This is a genomic window from Pseudomonas saudimassiliensis, assembly GCF_000939975.1.
Taxonomy (GTDB): domain Bacteria; phylum Pseudomonadota; class Gammaproteobacteria; order Pseudomonadales; family Pseudomonadaceae; genus Halopseudomonas; species Halopseudomonas saudimassiliensis.
Genome location: NZ_LK391969.1, coordinates 3,011,792 through 3,027,858 on the forward strand (window position 1 = coordinate 3,011,792; position 16,067 = coordinate 3,027,858).

The window sequence follows — 16,067 nt, forward strand, 5'->3', positions numbered from 1 at the left end:
GGTCCTGGGAACGTCGAGCACCAGCTCGATGAGCGGGCGGGCCGCCAGCGCGTTGGTACGAGCTGATGCTCGAACGCTCCCAGGGAGCGAGTCCTCGGAAACGGCGGCCCGAGGAGCTCATCCTTCGTAGGAGCGCCGCCTCGGCGCGATAGCGAGGCTCAGCTTTTGGCGATCAAGTTGCCGGCATGCAGCCCGCATTCCTTCTGGGTAGCTTCTTCCCACCACCAGCGCCCCTCGCGTTCATGCTGGTTGGGCAGCACCGGGCGGGTGCAGGGCTCGCAGCCGATGCTGACAAAACCCCGTTCATGCAGGCTGTTGTAGGGAATCTCCAGCATGCGGATGTAGTTCCATACATCGACGCTGCTGTAGTTTGCCAGCGGGTTGAACTTGATGAGCTGCCTGTCCGCCGTGGAGAAGGCACCGTCGATTTCGACCACCGGTACATGGCTGCGGGTGCCCGGGCTCTGGTCGCGGCGCTGGCCGGTGATCCAGGCGTCCACGGTGGCGAGCTTACGCCGCAGCGGGGCGATCTTGCGGATACCGCAGCACTCGCCATGGCCGCTCTCATAGAAGTCGAACAGTCCCTTTTCCTTGACGTAGGCCTCGAGCGTGCGCTGATCCGGGGACAGTACCTCGAGCTTGATGCCGTAGTGCTTGCGCACTTCTTCCAGAAAGCGATAGGTTTCCGGATGCAGGCGACCGGTATCCAGGGTGAAGACCTTGATCCCCGGGTTGATCTTCCAGGCCATGTCCAGCACGACGATGTCATCCGCGCCGCTGAACGACAGCCAGAGGTCATCGAAATGCTGCATCGCCAGCTTGAGGATCTCCTGGGGCGACTTTTCGGCGTATTCCGCCGCCAGGGTGGCTACATCAAACAGATTGGTGGACATCAGGCGCTCCCGCTATGTGGCCCTGTCATGCGGGCCATCTCGAATCGCGGCATTTTATCAAGGGTCGCTTAGTACTTCTGCCTTTATTTCGTTATAGTTTTATGCCGTTAGGTTATCAATAACGTACTGGCCATCAGCCCGGCGTTGCGCCCATCAGGCGGAGCCGGTAGATTGTGCCGCCAGTTCAATCACTGCTTCAGGAGTAATTTGTGGAAATCGCCTGCCTTGACCTCGAAGGTGTTCTGGTCCCCGAAATCTGGATTGCCTTCGCCGAGAAAACCGGTATCGCCGAACTGCGCGCGACCACCCGGGATATCCCGGATTACGATGTACTCATGAAGCAGCGCCTGCGTATTCTCGACGAGCATGGCCTCAAGCTGGGTGACATCCAGGAAGTCATCGGCACCCTGAAGCCGCTGGACGGCGCGGTCGAGTTCGTCAACTGGCTGCGTGAGCGTTTTCAGGTGGTGATCCTGTCCGACACCTTCTACGAGTTCTCCCAGCCATTGATGCGCCAGCTGGGCTTCCCGACGCTGCTGTGCCACAAGTTGATCACCGACGAAAATGATCGGGTAGTGGATTATCAGCTGCGCCAGAAGGACCCCAAGCGTCAGTCAGTGCTGGCGTTCAAGAGCCTGTACTACCGGGTTATTGCCGCCGGCGACTCCTACAACGACACCACCATGCTCTCCGAAGCCCATGCGGGCATCCTGTTCCACGCGCCGGACAACGTGATCGCCGAGTTCCCGCAGTTCCCAGCGGTGCATACCTTCGAGGAGCTGAAGCAGGAATTCATCAAGGCGTCGAATCGGAATTTGAGTTTGTAAGGATGGTTGTTGCTGGGTTGGCGTGTCCTGTGCAAGGACTGCGCTTAGGGGGCGGGCTATCTCGACACGCTGCAAGTACATCCCTGTAAGCTCGCGGTCGCCATCCCTGGCGACACGACGGTCGAGCTAACCCGCCCCCTAAGCTTCGCCGCCGGCTTCTGAGCTGCTGCGGGAAAAGCCCAAGCTGACAACGGCGCCATTGTTAGTAGGCAGGGGTGGGTATGACCCATTGCGGGACCGTCTGCGGCCAGGGACGGCCGTAGACGAGCGCCATGGATGGCGGGGTGCGCGTCCTGCAATGGGTCATACCCACTCCAGCCCAACCGCGATCTACCAGCAACCAGCAACCAGCAACTAAAACCGAGCTACCTCAGGCTCTCCATCAACACCCGCACCTTGGTCAGGCTTTCCTGATATTCCGCTTCCCCATCCGAGTCGGCGACTATGCCGCCGCCGCCCCAGCAATAAAGCCGGTCGTTCTGGTGCACCAGGCTGCGGATGGCGATGTTCATGTCCATCTGACCCTCGCAGCCGATATAGCCGATGCTGCCGCAGTACAGGCTGCGCCTGACCGGTTCCAGTTCTTCGATGATTTGCATGGCGCGAATCTTCGGGGCGCCGGTAATGGAGCCCCCGGGGAAGGCACCGGCCAGCAGGCTGAGGGCGTCCTGATCGGGGGCGAGGGTGCCGGTGATGCTGCTGACCAGATGGTGTACGTTGGGGTAGCTTTCGATGCTGAACAGCTCGGGCACCCGGACGCTGCCGAAGGCGCAGCTACGGCCCAGGTCGTTGCGCAGCAGGTCGACAATCATCAGGTTTTCCGCCTGGTCCTTCGGGCTGTTACGCAGCTCCTCGGCCAGGGCCGCGTCCTGCTCGGGTGTCGCGCCGCGGGGACGGGTGCCCTTGATCGGGCGGGTTTCCACAGTGCCATCGGCCACCTTAAGAAAGCGCTCCGGCGACAGGCACAGCATGGCGTGATCCGTTGACTCCAGGTAGGCGGCAAAGGGAGTGGGGCAGCGCTCGCGCAGTTGCTGGTAGGCCGCGAGCGGGTCGCCCTGGCAGGGCGCGGAGAAGCGCTGGGCCAGGTTGACCTGATAGCAGTCGCCAGCCTTGATGTAGTGCTGGATCCGATCAAAGGACTGGCGGTAGGCCGCCCGGGTCTGCTCGGCAGCAAAGGCCTGCTGCAGGGAGAAAGAGCCAACCGTGGGAGTCGGCCCGCTCAGCCGGGCGAGCAGGGCGTGGCGATAGTCCTCTTCCACCGTGGGATGGCAGACCAGCCAGCGGCGCTGCAGTTGCTGGTCGCTGATCAGGCTCCAGCGGTAGACGCCCAGTTGCAGCGCCGGCAAGTGAATATCCTCACGGGCCAGCGTAGGCAGGTCTTCCAGGTGGCGGCCGAAATCGTAGCTGATATAGCCCAGGGCACCGGCGCCAAAGGGCAATGCTTGGTCCAGCCAGCTCGCCGGGCCCAGCGCCTGTATTGCCTGGCGCAGGCGGGCGATGGTCTGCCTACCGGGTTCATCGCGCTGAGGCGTAATGGTGGTGATCGGGTCTGCGGCGAGGATGCTGTAGCGGCCCAGCGGATCACCGCTGGCCGCCGAATCCAGCAGCACCGGCTGGCCCAACTCGCGAATGGCGAGCAACCCCGGCAGCGGATCCGCATGCCAGGGCAGTTCGGTGATGTGGTAGGGGGTCATGCGGCGGGGTCGGGCTCCACCGGCGCCTCGTCGGCGCTGAGGAACACCGGCTTGCTGAAGTGCTGCTGGGAAAACGCCATGCGCTCGTCAACGCTTTCGGTGCGGCCGGCTTTCTTCAGTTCGGCGAGGTGCCGCTCCACCGTATGGCAGCGGTGGGTCAGGCCGGCGTCGTTGGCGATCTGGATATTGAGGCCGGGGCGGGCGTTGAGCTCCAGGATCAGCGGGCCCTTCTTCTCGTCCAGCACCAGGTCCACGCCGATATAACCCAGCCCGGACAACTCGTAGCAGGCGGTGGCCAGACGCATGAAACCGTCCCAGTCAGGCAGCTGCACGCCATCGACCGGGTTGGCAGTGTCGGGGTGCTTGGTGATCTTGTTGTTCAGCCAGGTGCCCTTGAGGGTGATGCCTGTGGTCAGGTCCACGCCGACGCCGATAGCGCCCTGGTGCAGGTTGGCCTTGCCGCCGGACTGCCGGGTGGGCAGGCGTAGCATGGCCATGACCGGGTAGCCCATCAGCACGATGATGCGGATATCCGGCACACCCTCGTAGCTGATGCTCTTGAATATCGGGTCGGGTTTGACCCGATATTCGATCAGCGCTCGGTCGCGGTGGCCGCCCAGTGAGTAGAGTCCGGAGATGATATTGGACAGGTGGTGCTCGATCTCGTCATGGCTGACGATCTTGCCCGATACCGTCCGGTAGCGGCCCTCGTAGCGATCACCGATGACCATGATGCCGTCACCGCCGGCGCCCTGGGCCGGCTTGATGACGAAGTCCTTATGGCCTTCCACCAGCTTATCGAACTTGCTGATGTCCCGCTCGGTATCGATGATGCCGTACAGCTCCGGCACATTGATGTTCGCGGCAATCGCCCGTTCCTTGGTCAGGATCTTGTCATCCACGACCGGGTACAGATGGCGCTTGTTGTACTTGAGTACATAGTCCGCGTTGCGTCGGTTGATGCCCATGACGCCAAAGTCACTGAGCGCTTTCCAGGTCTTCCAGAACATGACGTCTCCTCAGCCCTGCTTGGTCAGCGCCTTGAAGCGCATCAGTTCGGTGAGGCGGTAGCCGCGGTAGCGACCCATGGCCAGCATGAAGCCCACCAGCACCAGCAGCACGGCCGGGAAGGTGAAGACGAAGTAGGTCAGTTCCGGAATCGTCATCAACAGGTGCGACAGGGTTGCTGCGATCAGCGTACCCAGGGCGACCTTGAAGGAGTGACCGCCACCGCGCTCTTCCCAGTTGATGGACAGGCGCTCAATGGTCATGGTCAGGATCACCATCGGGAACAGCGACACGGACAGGGCCCGCTCGATACCCAGCTTGTGACTGAACAGGCTGATGACGGCGATGATGATCACCACGAAGGTCAGCACGATCGACAGCCGCGGCAGCATCTGCAGCTTCAGGTGTTCCAGGTAGGAGCGTAGCGACAGGCCGAGGGCGGTGATCAGCGTGAACAGGGCGATACCCCAGCCTACCTGGGTCTCGCGGAAGGCCAGTGCAATCAATACCGGAGTAAAGGTGCCCAGGGTCTGGATGCCGATCAGGTTACGCAGTACCAGGATCACCAGGACGCCGATCGGGATCATGATCATCACCTGGTATACCTGCTGCGCCTGCAGCGGCAGGCCGTACAGGGAGTACTCCAGCAGGGCCGAGGGGCTGTTCTCGGTGGTCATCTTGGCCAGGCGCAGGGCGTTCATTTCACTGTTGTTGATAGTGAAGCTCACATTACCGTTACGTCCGCCGTCCAGCTGCAGCAAAGGCGTATTGCCGGTCCACCAGACCAGTCGGTTCTCAGGAATACCCTGCTGTCCGGTTTCCGGATGGAAATACAGCCAGCGCTCGCCGTTGTGGCTGCGCAGCCAGAGTTCCGGCTCCTGGTTCGGGGTGGGCTCGAGACGGATGGTATGCACCAGCTCCAGCGGGATGCGCGCGTTGGACAGCAGGACGTCGATCACCCGTGCCTTGTTCAGCGGGGTGCTCTGGCCGCCGAGCAGCAGGCGGACATTGTCGTCGGTGATGTCATTGACCCGGCGAATGGTCTCGCTGATGAAGGTCTCGATATCAGCCGAGTGCTGGCGAATCGGGTTGATCAGGGCGTCGGCGGCGATCTGCTCGGGGCCGTCCAGGGGGATCGGCTGGCGGGGTGCCGGCGGCCGTGCTTCGACGGGCTCGGTGCCGTAACGCTTGGTCAGGACCAGACGATAGTAGAGGGTCTGGGAGCCACCGGCGCGGCGGGCCGACCAGGTCACCCGGCGATTGCCGTCCTGCTGGTTGACACTGACACCGTAATTATTGGAGATGAAACTTTCGTTGAGGCTGATGAATTCCTGGTTCAGCGGCGGGATGAACAGCTGCGCCTTGACCGGTACGCCAGTGCTGGCCTGGAAATCGATTTTCGCATCCAGACTCCAGATATCGTCGGTCTCATCCTCCCGCACGGGGATGTCGAGTACATATATCTGGTAGCCGGTAATCAGGAGTCCCAGACTGACCATCAGGGCAATCAGGATTTTTAGATGCGTGTTGATAGATTGCATAGTGTTCTCAGCAGCAGTTTCAGACGGCTGCTCCGTTCCCTGGGTGTGATGGAAAAGGCAGCGTTAGGCAGGCGGAATAGTAGCATGCCAAGCAGACCGGCACCCAGAGGCTTAAGTTCCCCTTGGGTTATCTTGTCAAAAACACCGTTTCATTGGATTGTTGACAATCCTGTGGAGGGGAGGGCATCATCTGGCCCATAAAGCCCTATTTAGTTCACGAATACTTATAAGGTTGTCAACAATTGCCTGATTCAGAACACTCCCTTCCGGCTGCAACGCTTTCTGATGGTGCCTTCCAGCGCCTGCAGACTGCCATTGTCAAAGGCGAGATCCCGCCGGGCACGCGGATCAGTGAACAATTCCTGTCGACGACCTTCGGTATCAGCCGTGGTCCGCTGCGCGAAGCTATCCGTCGACTGGAAGGTCGGCGGCTGGTCGTGCGGATTCCCCACGCGGGCGTGCGGGTGGTATCGCTCAGCTATGAAGAGCTGATCGAGCTCTACCATGTGCGGGAAGCCCTGGAGGGGATGGCGTGTCGGCTGGCGGCGCAGAACATGACCGACGAGGAAGTGGCCAACCTGCGCGATGTGCTGGCCACCCATGAGCGCCACTCCGGTCTCAAGGCCAACGAATCCTATTACCAGCAGGAAGGGGACCTGGACCTGCATTTCGTGATCATCCAGGGCTGCAAGAACCAGACTCTCAGCAACATGCTGTGCGGTGACCTCTATCACCTGGTGCGCATGTATCGCTACAAGTTTTCTTCGACGCCCAAGCGTCCCCAGCAAGCCTTTGCCGAACACCACCGAATCATTGAAGCCATTGCTGATCGCGATGGTGAACTCGCGGAAATGCTGATGCGTCGTCATATCAGCGCATCTCGCCGCAATATCGAGCGTCGCATGCTGGAACAGCGTGACGCCATCCAATCCTCAGGAGGGAGTACCCAATGAACAAGACCCCAGGCCAGCGTTTCCGTGATGCCATCGCCGAAGAAAGCCCATTGCAGGTAATCGGTGCCATCAATGCCAACCATGCGCTGTTGGCCAAGCGTGCCGGCTTTAAGGCTATCTATCTGTCCGGTGGCGGCGTTGCCGCAGGTTCCCTGGGTTTGCCAGATCTGGGCATCAACACCCTCGAAGACGTGCTGATTGACGTGCGCCGCATCACCGACGTCTGCGACCTGCCGCTGTTGGTAGACATCGACACCGGTTTCGGCCCGAGCGCCTTCAACATCGAGCGTACCGTCAAGAGTCTGATCAAGGCTGGCGCGGCCGCTGCCCATATCGAAGACCAGGTCGGCGCCAAGCGCTGCGGTCACCGCCCGGGCAAGGAAATCGTTTCCACCGAGGAAATGATGGATCGTGTGCGCGCCGCTGCCGATGCGAAAACCGATCCGAACTTCTTCCTGATCGCCCGTACCGATGCCATCCAGGCTGAAGGCGTGGACGCGGCCCTGGAACGCTGCCAGCGCTACGTGGAAGCCGGCGCCGATGCCATCTTCGCCGAAGCCGCCTACGACCTGCCCACCTACGAGCGCTTCGTCAAGGAGCTGAACGTACCGGTGCTGGCCAACATCACCGAGTTTGGTGCGACGCCGCTGTTCACCCGCGAAGAGCTGGCCTCGGTCGGCGTGGCCATCCAGCTGTACCCGCTGTCCGCCTTCCGCGCCGCCAACAAGGCCGCGGAGAATGTCTACAACGCCATTCGCACCGAAGGCCATCAGAAGAATGTCATCGACAGCATGCAGACCCGCATGGAGCTGTATGACCGTATCGGTTACCACGCCTTCGAAGAAAAGCTCGACGCGCTGTTTGCCGCCGGCAAGAAGTGATCACAAAGACAATAAAGCACCCGAACGGGTACCAGTGAGGAGAACGCCATGAGCGCCAACGAATCGACCACCCCGACCTTCAAGCCGAAGAAATCCGTTGCCCTGAGCGGCACCGCCGCCGGCAATACCGCCCTGTGTACTGTGGGCCGCAGCGGTAACGATCTGCACTACCGCGGCTACGACATCCTGGATATCGCCACTACCTGCGAATTCGAGGAAATCGCTCACCTGCTGGTCCATGGCAAGCTGCCGACCGAAGCCGAATTGCGCGCCTACAAGGCCAAGCTCAAGGCCCTGCGCGGCCTGCCCGCCGCCGTGATGACGGCTCTGGAGCAGCTCCCCCCGTCCGCTCACCCGATGGATGTGATGCGCACAGGCGTTTCCGTGCTGGGCTGTCTGACGCCCGAGAAGGACGACCACAACCACCCGGGTGCCCGTGACATCGCCGACAAGCTGATGGCGTCGCTGGGTTCCATGCTGCTGTACTGGTACCACTACAGCCACAACGGCAAGTGCATCGACGTGGAAACCGATGATGACTCCATCGGCGGCCACTTCCTGCACCTGCTGCACGGCGAGAAGCCCCGCGAGTCCTGGGTGCGCGCCATGCATACCTCGCTCAACCTGTATGCCGAGCACGAGTTCAACGCCTCCACCTTCACCAGCCGCGTCATCGCCGGTACCGGCTCCGACATGTTCTCCGCCATCGCCGGTGCCATCGGCGCGCTGCGCGGGCCGAAGCACGGCGGCGCCAACGAAGTCGCCTTCGAGATCCAGAAGCGCTACGACACACCGGACGAGGCCGAGGCCGATATTCGTGCCCGGGTCGAGAAGAAGGAAGTGGTCATCGGCTTCGGCCACCCGGTTTACACCGTCTCCGATCCGCGCAACGAAGTGATCAAGAAGGTCGCGCTGGAGCTGTCCGACGAGCAGGGCAACCGCAAGATGTACGACATCGCCGAGCGCCTGGAAAGCACCATGTGGGAAGTCAAGAAGATGTTCCCCAACCTCGACTGGTTCAGCGCGGTGAGCTACCACATGATGGGCGTACCCACGGCCATGTTCACCCCGCTGTTCGTGATCGCCCGCACCGCCGGCTGGTCCGCCCACGTGATTGAACAACGCATCGACGGCAAGATCATCCGCCCGAGCGCCAACTATGTTGGGCCGGAGGATCTGGAGTTTGTGGCGTTGAAGGATCGTAAGTAAGTTTTTGGGGCCTCCCCCTCTCCCTCGCCGGGCGCCCCCAACCCCTCTCCCGCGAGGGGAGAGGGGCTTCAGCAAGTGCACAGGGCGAATTTGCCGCACGGGCTGCCCCCTCTCCCTTGACGGGAGAGGGCTGGGGAGAGGGTGAGCCACGCGCAACCAGACACAGGCAAAACCATGAACACCAAGTACCGCGAAAGACTCCAGGGCACCGACCTGGACTACTACAACGCCCCGGCCGCCGTGGACGCCATCGAGCCCGGCGCCTGGGCCAAGCTACCCTACACCTCCCGGGTACTGGCCGAGCAGCTGGTGCGTCGCTGCGAGCCGTCGCAGCTCACCGCCGCGCTGGAGCAACTGATCTACCGCAAGCGCGACCTGGACTTCCCCTGGTATCCGGCTCGCGTGGTCTGCCATGACATCCTCGGCCAGACCGCCCTGGTCGACCTGGCCGGCCTGCGCGATGCCATCGCCGAGGCCGGTGGTGATCCGTCCCGGGTCAACCCGGTGGTACCGACCCAGCTGATCGTCGACCACTCGCTGGCGGTGGAAGCGCCCGGTTTCGATCCCGAGGCGTTCGAGAAGAACCGCGCCATCGAGGACCGTCGCAACGAGGATCGCTTCCACTTTATCGAGTGGACCAAGACCGCGTTCAAGAACGTGGACGTGATCCCCGCCGGTAACGGCATCATGCACCAGATCAACCTGGAGAAGATGAGCCCGGTGATCCAGGCCCGCGATGGCGTCGCCTTCCCGGATACCTGCGTGGGTACTGACTCGCACACCCCGCATGTGGATGCGCTGGGCGTGATCGCCATTGGTGTCGGCGGCCTGGAAGCGGAAACCGTGATGCTCGGTCGCCCGTCCATGATGCGCCTGCCCGACATCGTCGGCGTCAAGCTGACCGGCAAGCGTCAACCCGGTATTACCGCGACCGATATCGTCCTGGCCCTGACCGAATTCCTGCGCAAGGAGCGGGTGGTGGGCGCCTATGTCGAGTTCTTCGGCGAAGGGGCCGACAGCCTGACCATCGGCGACCGCGCGACCATCTCCAACATGTGTCCGGAGTACGGCGCCACGGCGGCGATGTTCTACATCGACAGTCAGACCATTGATTACCTGAAACTGACCGGTCGCGAGCCGGAGCAGGTGGCGCTGGTCGAGCAGTATGCCAAGCAGCTGGGTCTGTGGAGCAGTGCGCTGACCACCGCCGAGTACGAGCGGGTGCTGGAGTTCGACCTGTCCAGCGTGGTACGCAACATGGCGGGCCCGTCCAACCCGCATCGCCGCTTGCCCACCAGTGCGCTGCAGGAGCGGGGCATTGCCAGTTCGGCGCAGCTGGAAGCGGCCCGTGCCGAAGAAGCCGAGGGGCTGATGCCCGATGGCGCGGTGATCATCGCCGCCATCACCAGCTGCACCAACACCTCCAACCCGCGCAACGTGGTGGCGGCCGGTCTGGTGGCAAAAAAGGCCAACGAACTGGGCCTGATCCGCAAACCCTGGGTGAAGACCTCCTTTGCGCCAGGCTCCAAGGTTGCCAAGCTGTACCTGGAAGAGTCCGGCCTGCTGCCGGAGCTGGAGAAGCTGGGCTTTGGCATCGTCGGTTATGCCTGTACCACCTGTAACGGCATGTCCGGCGCGCTGGACCCGAAGATCCAGCAGGAAATCATCGACCGCGACCTGTACGCCACCGCGGTACTGTCCGGTAACCGCAACTTCGACGGCCGCATCCACCCCTACGCCAAGCAGGCCTTCCTCGCCTCGCCGCCGCTGGTGGTGGCCTATGCGATTGCCGGTACCGTGCGCTTTGATATCGAGCAGGATGTGCTGGGACATGACCAGAACGGTCAGCCGATTACCCTGAAGGACCTGTGGCCGAGCGACGAGGAGATCGACCGCATCGTCGCGTCTAGCGTCAAGCCCGAGCAGTTCAATCAGGTGTACATCCCCATGTTCGACCTGGGCACCATTACCGAGGCGGCAAGCCCGCTGTACGATTGGCGGCCGATGTCCACCTATATCCGCCGCCCGCCGTACTGGGAAGGCGCGCTGGCTGGTGAGCGCACCATGAAAGGCATGCGCCCGCTGGCGATCCTGCCGGACAACATCACCACCGATCACCTGTCGCCGTCCAACGCCATCATGATGGACAGCGCCGCCGGGGAATACCTGCACAAGATGGGCCTGCCGGAGGAGGACTTCAACTCCTACGCCACCCACCGCGGCGACCACCTGACCGCCCAGCGCGCCACCTTCGCCAACCCGAAACTGTTTAACGAGATGGTGTTGAACGAAGACGGCAGCGTGAAGCAGGGTTCGCTGGCCCGGGTCGAGCCGGAAGGCGAGGTGATGCGCATGTGGGAAGCCATCGAAACCTACATGAACCGCAAGCAGCCGCTGATCATCATCGCCGGCGCCGACTACGGCCAGGGCTCGTCCCGCGACTGGGCGGCCAAGGGCGTGCGTCTGGCCGGGGTGGAGGTGATCGCCGCCGAAGGGTTCGAGCGCATTCACCGCACCAACCTGATCGGCATGGGCGTGCTGCCGCTGGAATTCAAGCCGGGCACCACCCGCAAGACCCTGGAACTCGATGGTACCGAGACCTACGACGTCATGGGTACACCCGCCGCCCGGGCTGACCTGACCCTGGTGATCAACCGGAAGAACGGCGAACGCGTCGAAGTACCCATGACCTGCCGACTGGACAGTGACGAGGAAGTGACTGTGTATGAGGCCGGTGGGGTGTTGCAGCGGTTTGCGCAGGATTTTTTGGAAGGGAAGGTATAAACCCTACCCCCTGTCCTTTTTCGAAAGGACAGGGGGGCAAGCAATCAGGAATTCGCAATGACCCAGGCAACACAAATCAAAATCCCCGCCACCTACATGCGTGGCGGTACCAGCAAGGGCGTGTTCTTCCGCCTGGATGACCTGCCCGCATCCTGCCAGGTGCCGGGCGAGGCGCGGGACCGGCTGTTCATGCGGGTGATCGGCAGTCCCGATCCATACTCGGCGCACATCGACGGCATGGGCGGTGCAACCTCCAGCACCAGTAAATGCGTGATCCTGTCGAAGAGCAGCCAGCCCGACCATGACGTGGACTATCTCTACGGCCAGGTCTCCATTGACAGTCCCTTCGTCGACTGGAGCGGCAATTGTGGCAACCTGTCCACCGCGGCGGGCGCATTCGCCATTCATGCGGGGCTGGTGGACCCGGCGCGTATTCCGGACAACGGCACCTGCACGGTGCGCATCTGGCAGGCCAATATCCAGAAGACCATCATTGCCCATGTGCCGGTCAGTAACGGCCAGGTCCAGGAGCTCGGAGATTTCGAGCTGGATGGGGTCACCTTTCCGGCGGCGGAGATCGTGCTGGAGTTCATGGACCCGTCCGATGACGGGGAAGAGGGCGGCAGCATGTTCCCCACCGGTAATCTGGTTGATGACCTGGAGGTGCCGGGTATCGGCACCATCAAGGCGACCATGATTGCCGCCGGTATTCCCACGGTGTTCGTCAACGCCGAGGAAATCGGCTACCAGGGCACCGAGCTGCGCGAGCAGATCAATTCCGATCCCGAGGCGTTGGCGCGTTTCGAGGCCATTCGGGTGGCTGGCGCCCTGCGCATGGGACTGATCAAGACCCCGGAAGAAGCGCTCAAGCGTCAACACACCCCGAAGATCGCCTTCGTGGCCCCGCCAAAGGATTATCTGGCCTCCAGCGGCAAGCCGATCATGGCCGCCGACGTTGACCTGTTGGTCCGGGCGCTGTCCATGGGCAAGCTGCACCACGCGATGATGGGCACCTGTGCGGTAGCTATCGGCACTGCTGCGGCAGTGCCGGGTACGCTGGTCAACCTGGCCGCAGGCGGTGGTGACCGGGAGGCAGTGCGCTTCGGCCATCCCTCCGGTACGCTGCGCGTTGGCGCGGAAGCCAAGCAGGTGAGCGGTAGCTGGACGGTCACCAAGGCCATCATGAGCCGCAGCGCGCGCATTCTGATGGAGGGCTGGGTGCGGGTGCCGGGAGATATTCTCTAAGTTTGCGCACCGGTTTGAGAAGTAAAACAGAGCCCGCTGCCCAGCGGGCTCTGTCGTTTTGACCAGCGCCGACGTGACCATTCGGCATGGAAGACGGCTGCCCGATCGCATATCCTCCAGTGCCATAGTCTTCTAACTGGATTGGAGTGAACGATGAATCTGAATCTTGCCGGGAAACGCGCCCTGGTCGGCGGTGGCAGCCAGGGCCTCGGTGCGGCCTGTGCACGGCAGCTCGCACTGCAGGGCGCAGAGGTGCTGGTCATGGCGCGCAGCGAGGACAAGCTCGCCGAGTTAGTACGAGAGCTTCCTGCTGCCGAAGGACAGCAGCACGGCTATATCTGCGTTGATTCCGGTGATCTGCCAGCCCTGGCGGTGGCGGTTCAGGCGGAAATTGATCGTGCGGGCCCGATCTGCATCTGGGTCAACAACTCTGGCGGTCCAGCTCCGGGACCGGCGCACCTGGCGGCGTCCGAGGCGTATGCTGCAGCGTTCAATCAGCATCTCTTGAGCAGCCAGACCCTGCTGCAGCTATTGCTGCCCGGCATGCGCGAACAAGGCTACGGTCGGATCATCAATATCTTGTCCACCTCGGTGAAAACCCCGCTGCCCAACCTGGGGGTGTCCAACGCCATCCGTGCCGCCATGGCCAACTGGGCGAAGACCCTGGCGACGGAACTCGCTGCGGACGGGGTGACGGTCAACAACGTCTTGCCGGGGCTGACCCGTACAGCGCGGCTGGAAGGGTTGTTGACCTACCGCGCGGAAGCGGCGGGCAAGACCGAACAGGAGATGGAGCAAGCCTTGCTGGCGGGCATCCCGGCCCGGCGTTTCGCCGAGCCGGAGGAGTTTGCCAATGCGGTAGGCTTTCTTGCCGCACCGGCAGCGGCCTATATCAACGGCACCAACCTGCCGGTGGACGGTGGCGCGACCGCCAGTCTGTAACCGCCCTGCCGCCTGCTCAGCTGTGCAGCTTTTCGCAGGCGGTGAGGGTGTTCTCCAGCAGGCAGGCGCGGGTCATCGGGCCCACGCCGCCGGGTACCGGGGTAATCCAGGCGGCGCGTTCGGCGGCCGCGTCAAAGTCGACGTCTCCGCGCAGTCGGCCGTCTTCCATGCGATTGATCCCCACGTCGATGACGATGGCGCCGGGTTTGATCCACTCTCCCTTGACCAGTCCGGGCTTGCCAACCGCAACCACCACCAGGTCCGAGCGGCGCACATGCTCTTCCAGGTCATGGGTAAAGCGGTGCGCCACAGTGGTGGTGCAGCCTGCCAGCAGCAGCTCCAGGGCCATCGGCCGGCCGACGATATTGGAAGCGCCCACCACGGTAGCATTGAGCCCGTAGAGGCTGACGCCGGTGCTCTTCAGCAGCCGGATGATGCCGAGCGGGGTGCAGGGGCGCAGCAGCGGCATACGCTGGGCCAGGCGGCCAATGTTGTAGGGATGGAAGCCATCGACGTCCTTGTCGGGCCGGATACGCTCCAGCAGCAGGGAGGCGTCCAGGTGCGCCGGCAAGGGCAGCTGCACCAGGATGCCGTCGATGGTGGGGTCTTCATTGAGGGAGTCGATCAGCCCCAATAGCTCTTCCTGACCGGTTTCGGCGGGCAGGTCGTGGGAGTGGGAGATGAAACCGACTTCTTCACAGTCCTTGCGCTTGTGCGCCACATACACCTGGGAGGCGGGGTCGCTGCCGACCAGAATGACAGCGAGGCCGGGGATGCGCAGGCCTTGTTCGCTGCGCTGCTGGACCTTGTCGGCGATTTCGCGCCGGAGATTGGCGGCAATCTGTTTGCCATCGATCAGTTGGGCTTTCATGACGTTCCTGGGGGAGTACATAGAATGCGGCAATTGTCGCATGGGGCGGGGTCTGGCAAAAGGGCAGGGCGCTGCGGATTCTTAACTTACTCAAATATTTGAAAAAAATGTGAATTCATCGTTGACGGGGGAGTGAGGGCTGAGTATTATTCGCCCCGCTTCACAAACACAACGAAGTCGGTTTGGAAGGCGAATCAGGCTCCAGCATTTCAGGCCTTCGGGATTGATAATGTGCATACGGCGCCCGTAGCTCAGTTGGATAGAGCACCCGCCTTCTAAGCGGGTGGTCGCAGGTTCGAATCCTGCCGGGCGCGCCAAGCGCATATGGTATGGTTCTGCGAAGTCGTGTTAGTGTTGCAGCTGTAATGGTGGGCGTAGCTCAGTCGGTAGAGCACAGGATTGTGGCTCCTGGTGTCGTGGGTTCGATCCCCATCGTCCACCCCATTTCAGCAAAAACGCCAGGCTTCGGTCTGGCGTTTTTGTATCTGTACCGGTTTGCGGACGTGGTGGAATTGGTAGACACACCAGATTTAGGTTCTGGCGCCGCGAGGTGTGAGAGTTCGAGTCTCTCCGTCCGCACCATCGATTAGCTCTGCGGTTAGCCGTGGATGCGCTGAAAGCCCTGACTTGTCGGGGCTTTTTTGTGTCTGGGTGTTTTTCCGGCCTATCGGCCGCCGCCAGCGATGCCATCTGTATTAAGGTGGAAGGTCATGGCGAAGCCGGTCCGGCCCTTCGTCGATAAGCCCTGCGGAATTGCGCTTAGGTGGAGGTCGTCTGATGTGGGAGTTGTCCGGCTATTTCGGGCTGTTTCTGGCGGCGCTGGTCGCCGCGACGTTCCTGCCGATGCAGTCGGAAGTGGTCCTGGTGGGGCTGCAACTGGCCGGGCAGCATTCCCTGGCGTTGCTACTGCTGGTGGCAACCGTTGGCAATGTGCTCGGCTCACTGATCAACTGGCTGCTGGGCCGCTATATCGAACGCTGGCGTGATCGCCGCTGGTTTCCGGTGTCGCCCGAGCAATTGGAGCGGGCGCAGAAGGTATATCGGCGTTACGGTTATTGGTCACTGCTGCTGAGCTGGGCCCCCTTTATTGGCGATCCGCTGACGCTGATCGCAGGGGTGCTCCGTGAACCGCTCTGGCGTTTCCTGCTGATCGTTACCCTGGCCAAGGGCGGCCGCTATCTCTTGCTGGTAGCTGCTACCGCCCAGTTGATCTAATCTG

At 62.2% G+C, this 16,067-nt stretch carries 13 protein-coding genes and 3 tRNA genes; 11 read left to right on the plus strand and 5 right to left on the minus strand.

The window, feature by feature from the left end; translation table 11 throughout:
- Positions 1 to 158: 158 nt before the first annotated feature.
- Positions 159 to 893, minus strand: coding sequence for a phosphoadenylyl-sulfate reductase (locus tag VG99_RS13835; protein ID WP_044500893.1), 735 nt, complete (start codon positions 891 to 893; stop codon positions 159 to 161).
- Positions 894 to 1,102: 209 nt separating this feature from the next.
- Here VG99_RS13835 and thrH point away from each other — a divergent pair, with 209 nt between their 5' ends.
- Positions 1,103 to 1,720, plus strand: coding sequence for a bifunctional phosphoserine phosphatase/homoserine phosphotransferase ThrH (thrH, locus tag VG99_RS13840; RefSeq protein WP_044500895.1), 618 nt, complete (start codon positions 1,103 to 1,105; stop codon positions 1,718 to 1,720).
- 365 nt (positions 1,721 to 2,085) lie between these two features.
- Here the strand turns inward: thrH and pabB are convergent, their stop codons facing one another.
- Genes pabB through rloB form a run of 3 tightly spaced genes read right to left on the minus strand, consistent with a single transcriptional unit; the run spans position 2,086 to position 5,963 of the window.
- Positions 2,086 to 3,414, minus strand: coding sequence for an aminodeoxychorismate synthase component I (gene pabB, locus VG99_RS13845; protein ID WP_044500897.1), 1,329 nt, complete (start codon positions 3,412 to 3,414; stop codon positions 2,086 to 2,088).
- On the minus strand, positions 3,411 to 4,424 hold the full coding sequence (locus tag VG99_RS13850; protein ID WP_044500899.1) for an alpha-L-glutamate ligase-like protein: 1,014 nt from the start codon (positions 4,422 to 4,424) through the stop codon (positions 3,411 to 3,413). The genes pabB and VG99_RS13850 overlap by 4 nt, the downstream gene beginning before the upstream one ends.
- 9 nt (positions 4,425 to 4,433) lie before the next feature.
- Positions 4,434 to 5,963, minus strand: coding sequence for an osmotic stress tolerance membrane protein RloB (gene rloB, locus VG99_RS13855; RefSeq protein ID WP_044500901.1), 1,530 nt, complete (start codon positions 5,961 to 5,963; stop codon positions 4,434 to 4,436).
- 242 nt (positions 5,964 to 6,205) lie between these two features.
- On the opposite strand from rloB, the gene VG99_RS13860 reads away from it, so the two are divergent.
- From VG99_RS13860 to VG99_RS13885, 6 genes are all read left to right on the plus strand, one after another.
- Positions 6,206 to 6,916 carry a GntR family transcriptional regulator gene (locus tag VG99_RS13860; protein ID WP_044500903.1) on the plus strand — a complete coding sequence of 237 codons (711 nt, stop codon included), beginning with the start codon at positions 6,206 to 6,208 and terminating at the stop codon, positions 6,914 to 6,916.
- The gene (gene prpB, locus VG99_RS13865; RefSeq protein WP_044500906.1) at positions 6,913 to 7,797 is read left to right on the plus strand and encodes a methylisocitrate lyase; all 885 of its coding nucleotides are present in this window, start codon (positions 6,913 to 6,915) and stop codon (positions 7,795 to 7,797) included. The genes VG99_RS13860 and prpB overlap by 4 nt, the downstream gene beginning before the upstream one ends.
- A gap of 48 nt (positions 7,798 to 7,845) precedes the next feature.
- Complete coding sequence (gene prpC / locus VG99_RS13870) at positions 7,846 to 9,006, plus strand: bifunctional 2-methylcitrate synthase/citrate synthase (RefSeq protein ID WP_044500908.1); 1,161 nt, start codon at positions 7,846 to 7,848, stop codon at positions 9,004 to 9,006.
- Positions 9,007 to 9,180: 174 nt separating this feature from the next.
- Positions 9,181 to 11,790: a Fe/S-dependent 2-methylisocitrate dehydratase AcnD gene (gene acnD, locus VG99_RS13875; protein WP_044500910.1), complete on the plus strand. Its 2,610-nt coding sequence runs from the start codon at positions 9,181 to 9,183 to the stop codon at positions 11,788 to 11,790.
- A 57-nt stretch (positions 11,791 to 11,847) separates the two neighbouring features.
- Positions 11,848 to 13,035, plus strand: a complete 1,188-nt coding sequence (gene prpF / locus VG99_RS13880) for a 2-methylaconitate cis-trans isomerase PrpF (protein ID WP_044500912.1) — start codon at positions 11,848 to 11,850, stop codon at positions 13,033 to 13,035.
- Positions 13,036 to 13,188: 153 nt separating this feature from the next.
- On the plus strand, positions 13,189 to 13,977 hold the full coding sequence (locus VG99_RS13885; RefSeq protein WP_044500915.1) for an SDR family oxidoreductase: 789 nt from the start codon (positions 13,189 to 13,191) through the stop codon (positions 13,975 to 13,977).
- Between the two features lie 16 nt (positions 13,978 to 13,993).
- Here VG99_RS13885 and folD read toward each other — a convergent pair whose 3' ends face one another.
- Positions 13,994 to 14,848 (minus strand): bifunctional methylenetetrahydrofolate dehydrogenase/methenyltetrahydrofolate cyclohydrolase FolD, encoded by an 855-nt coding sequence (folD, locus tag VG99_RS13890; protein WP_044500917.1) that lies wholly within the window; start codon positions 14,846 to 14,848, stop codon positions 13,994 to 13,996.
- Positions 14,849 to 15,088: 240 nt separating this feature from the next.
- Between folD and VG99_RS13895 the strand changes: the two genes are divergently transcribed.
- From VG99_RS13895 to VG99_RS13910, 4 genes are all read left to right on the plus strand, one after another.
- Positions 15,089 to 15,165 (plus strand) — tRNA-Arg (locus VG99_RS13895).
- Between the two features lie 51 nt (positions 15,166 to 15,216).
- Positions 15,217 to 15,292 (plus strand) — tRNA-His (locus VG99_RS13900).
- Between the two features lie 53 nt (positions 15,293 to 15,345).
- A tRNA-Leu gene (locus tag VG99_RS13905) sits at positions 15,346 to 15,430 on the plus strand.
- Positions 15,431 to 15,625: 195 nt separating this feature from the next.
- Positions 15,626 to 16,063, plus strand: coding sequence for a YqaA family protein (locus VG99_RS13910; protein ID WP_044500919.1), 438 nt, complete (start codon positions 15,626 to 15,628; stop codon positions 16,061 to 16,063).
- Positions 16,064 to 16,067: the final 4 nt, after the last annotated feature.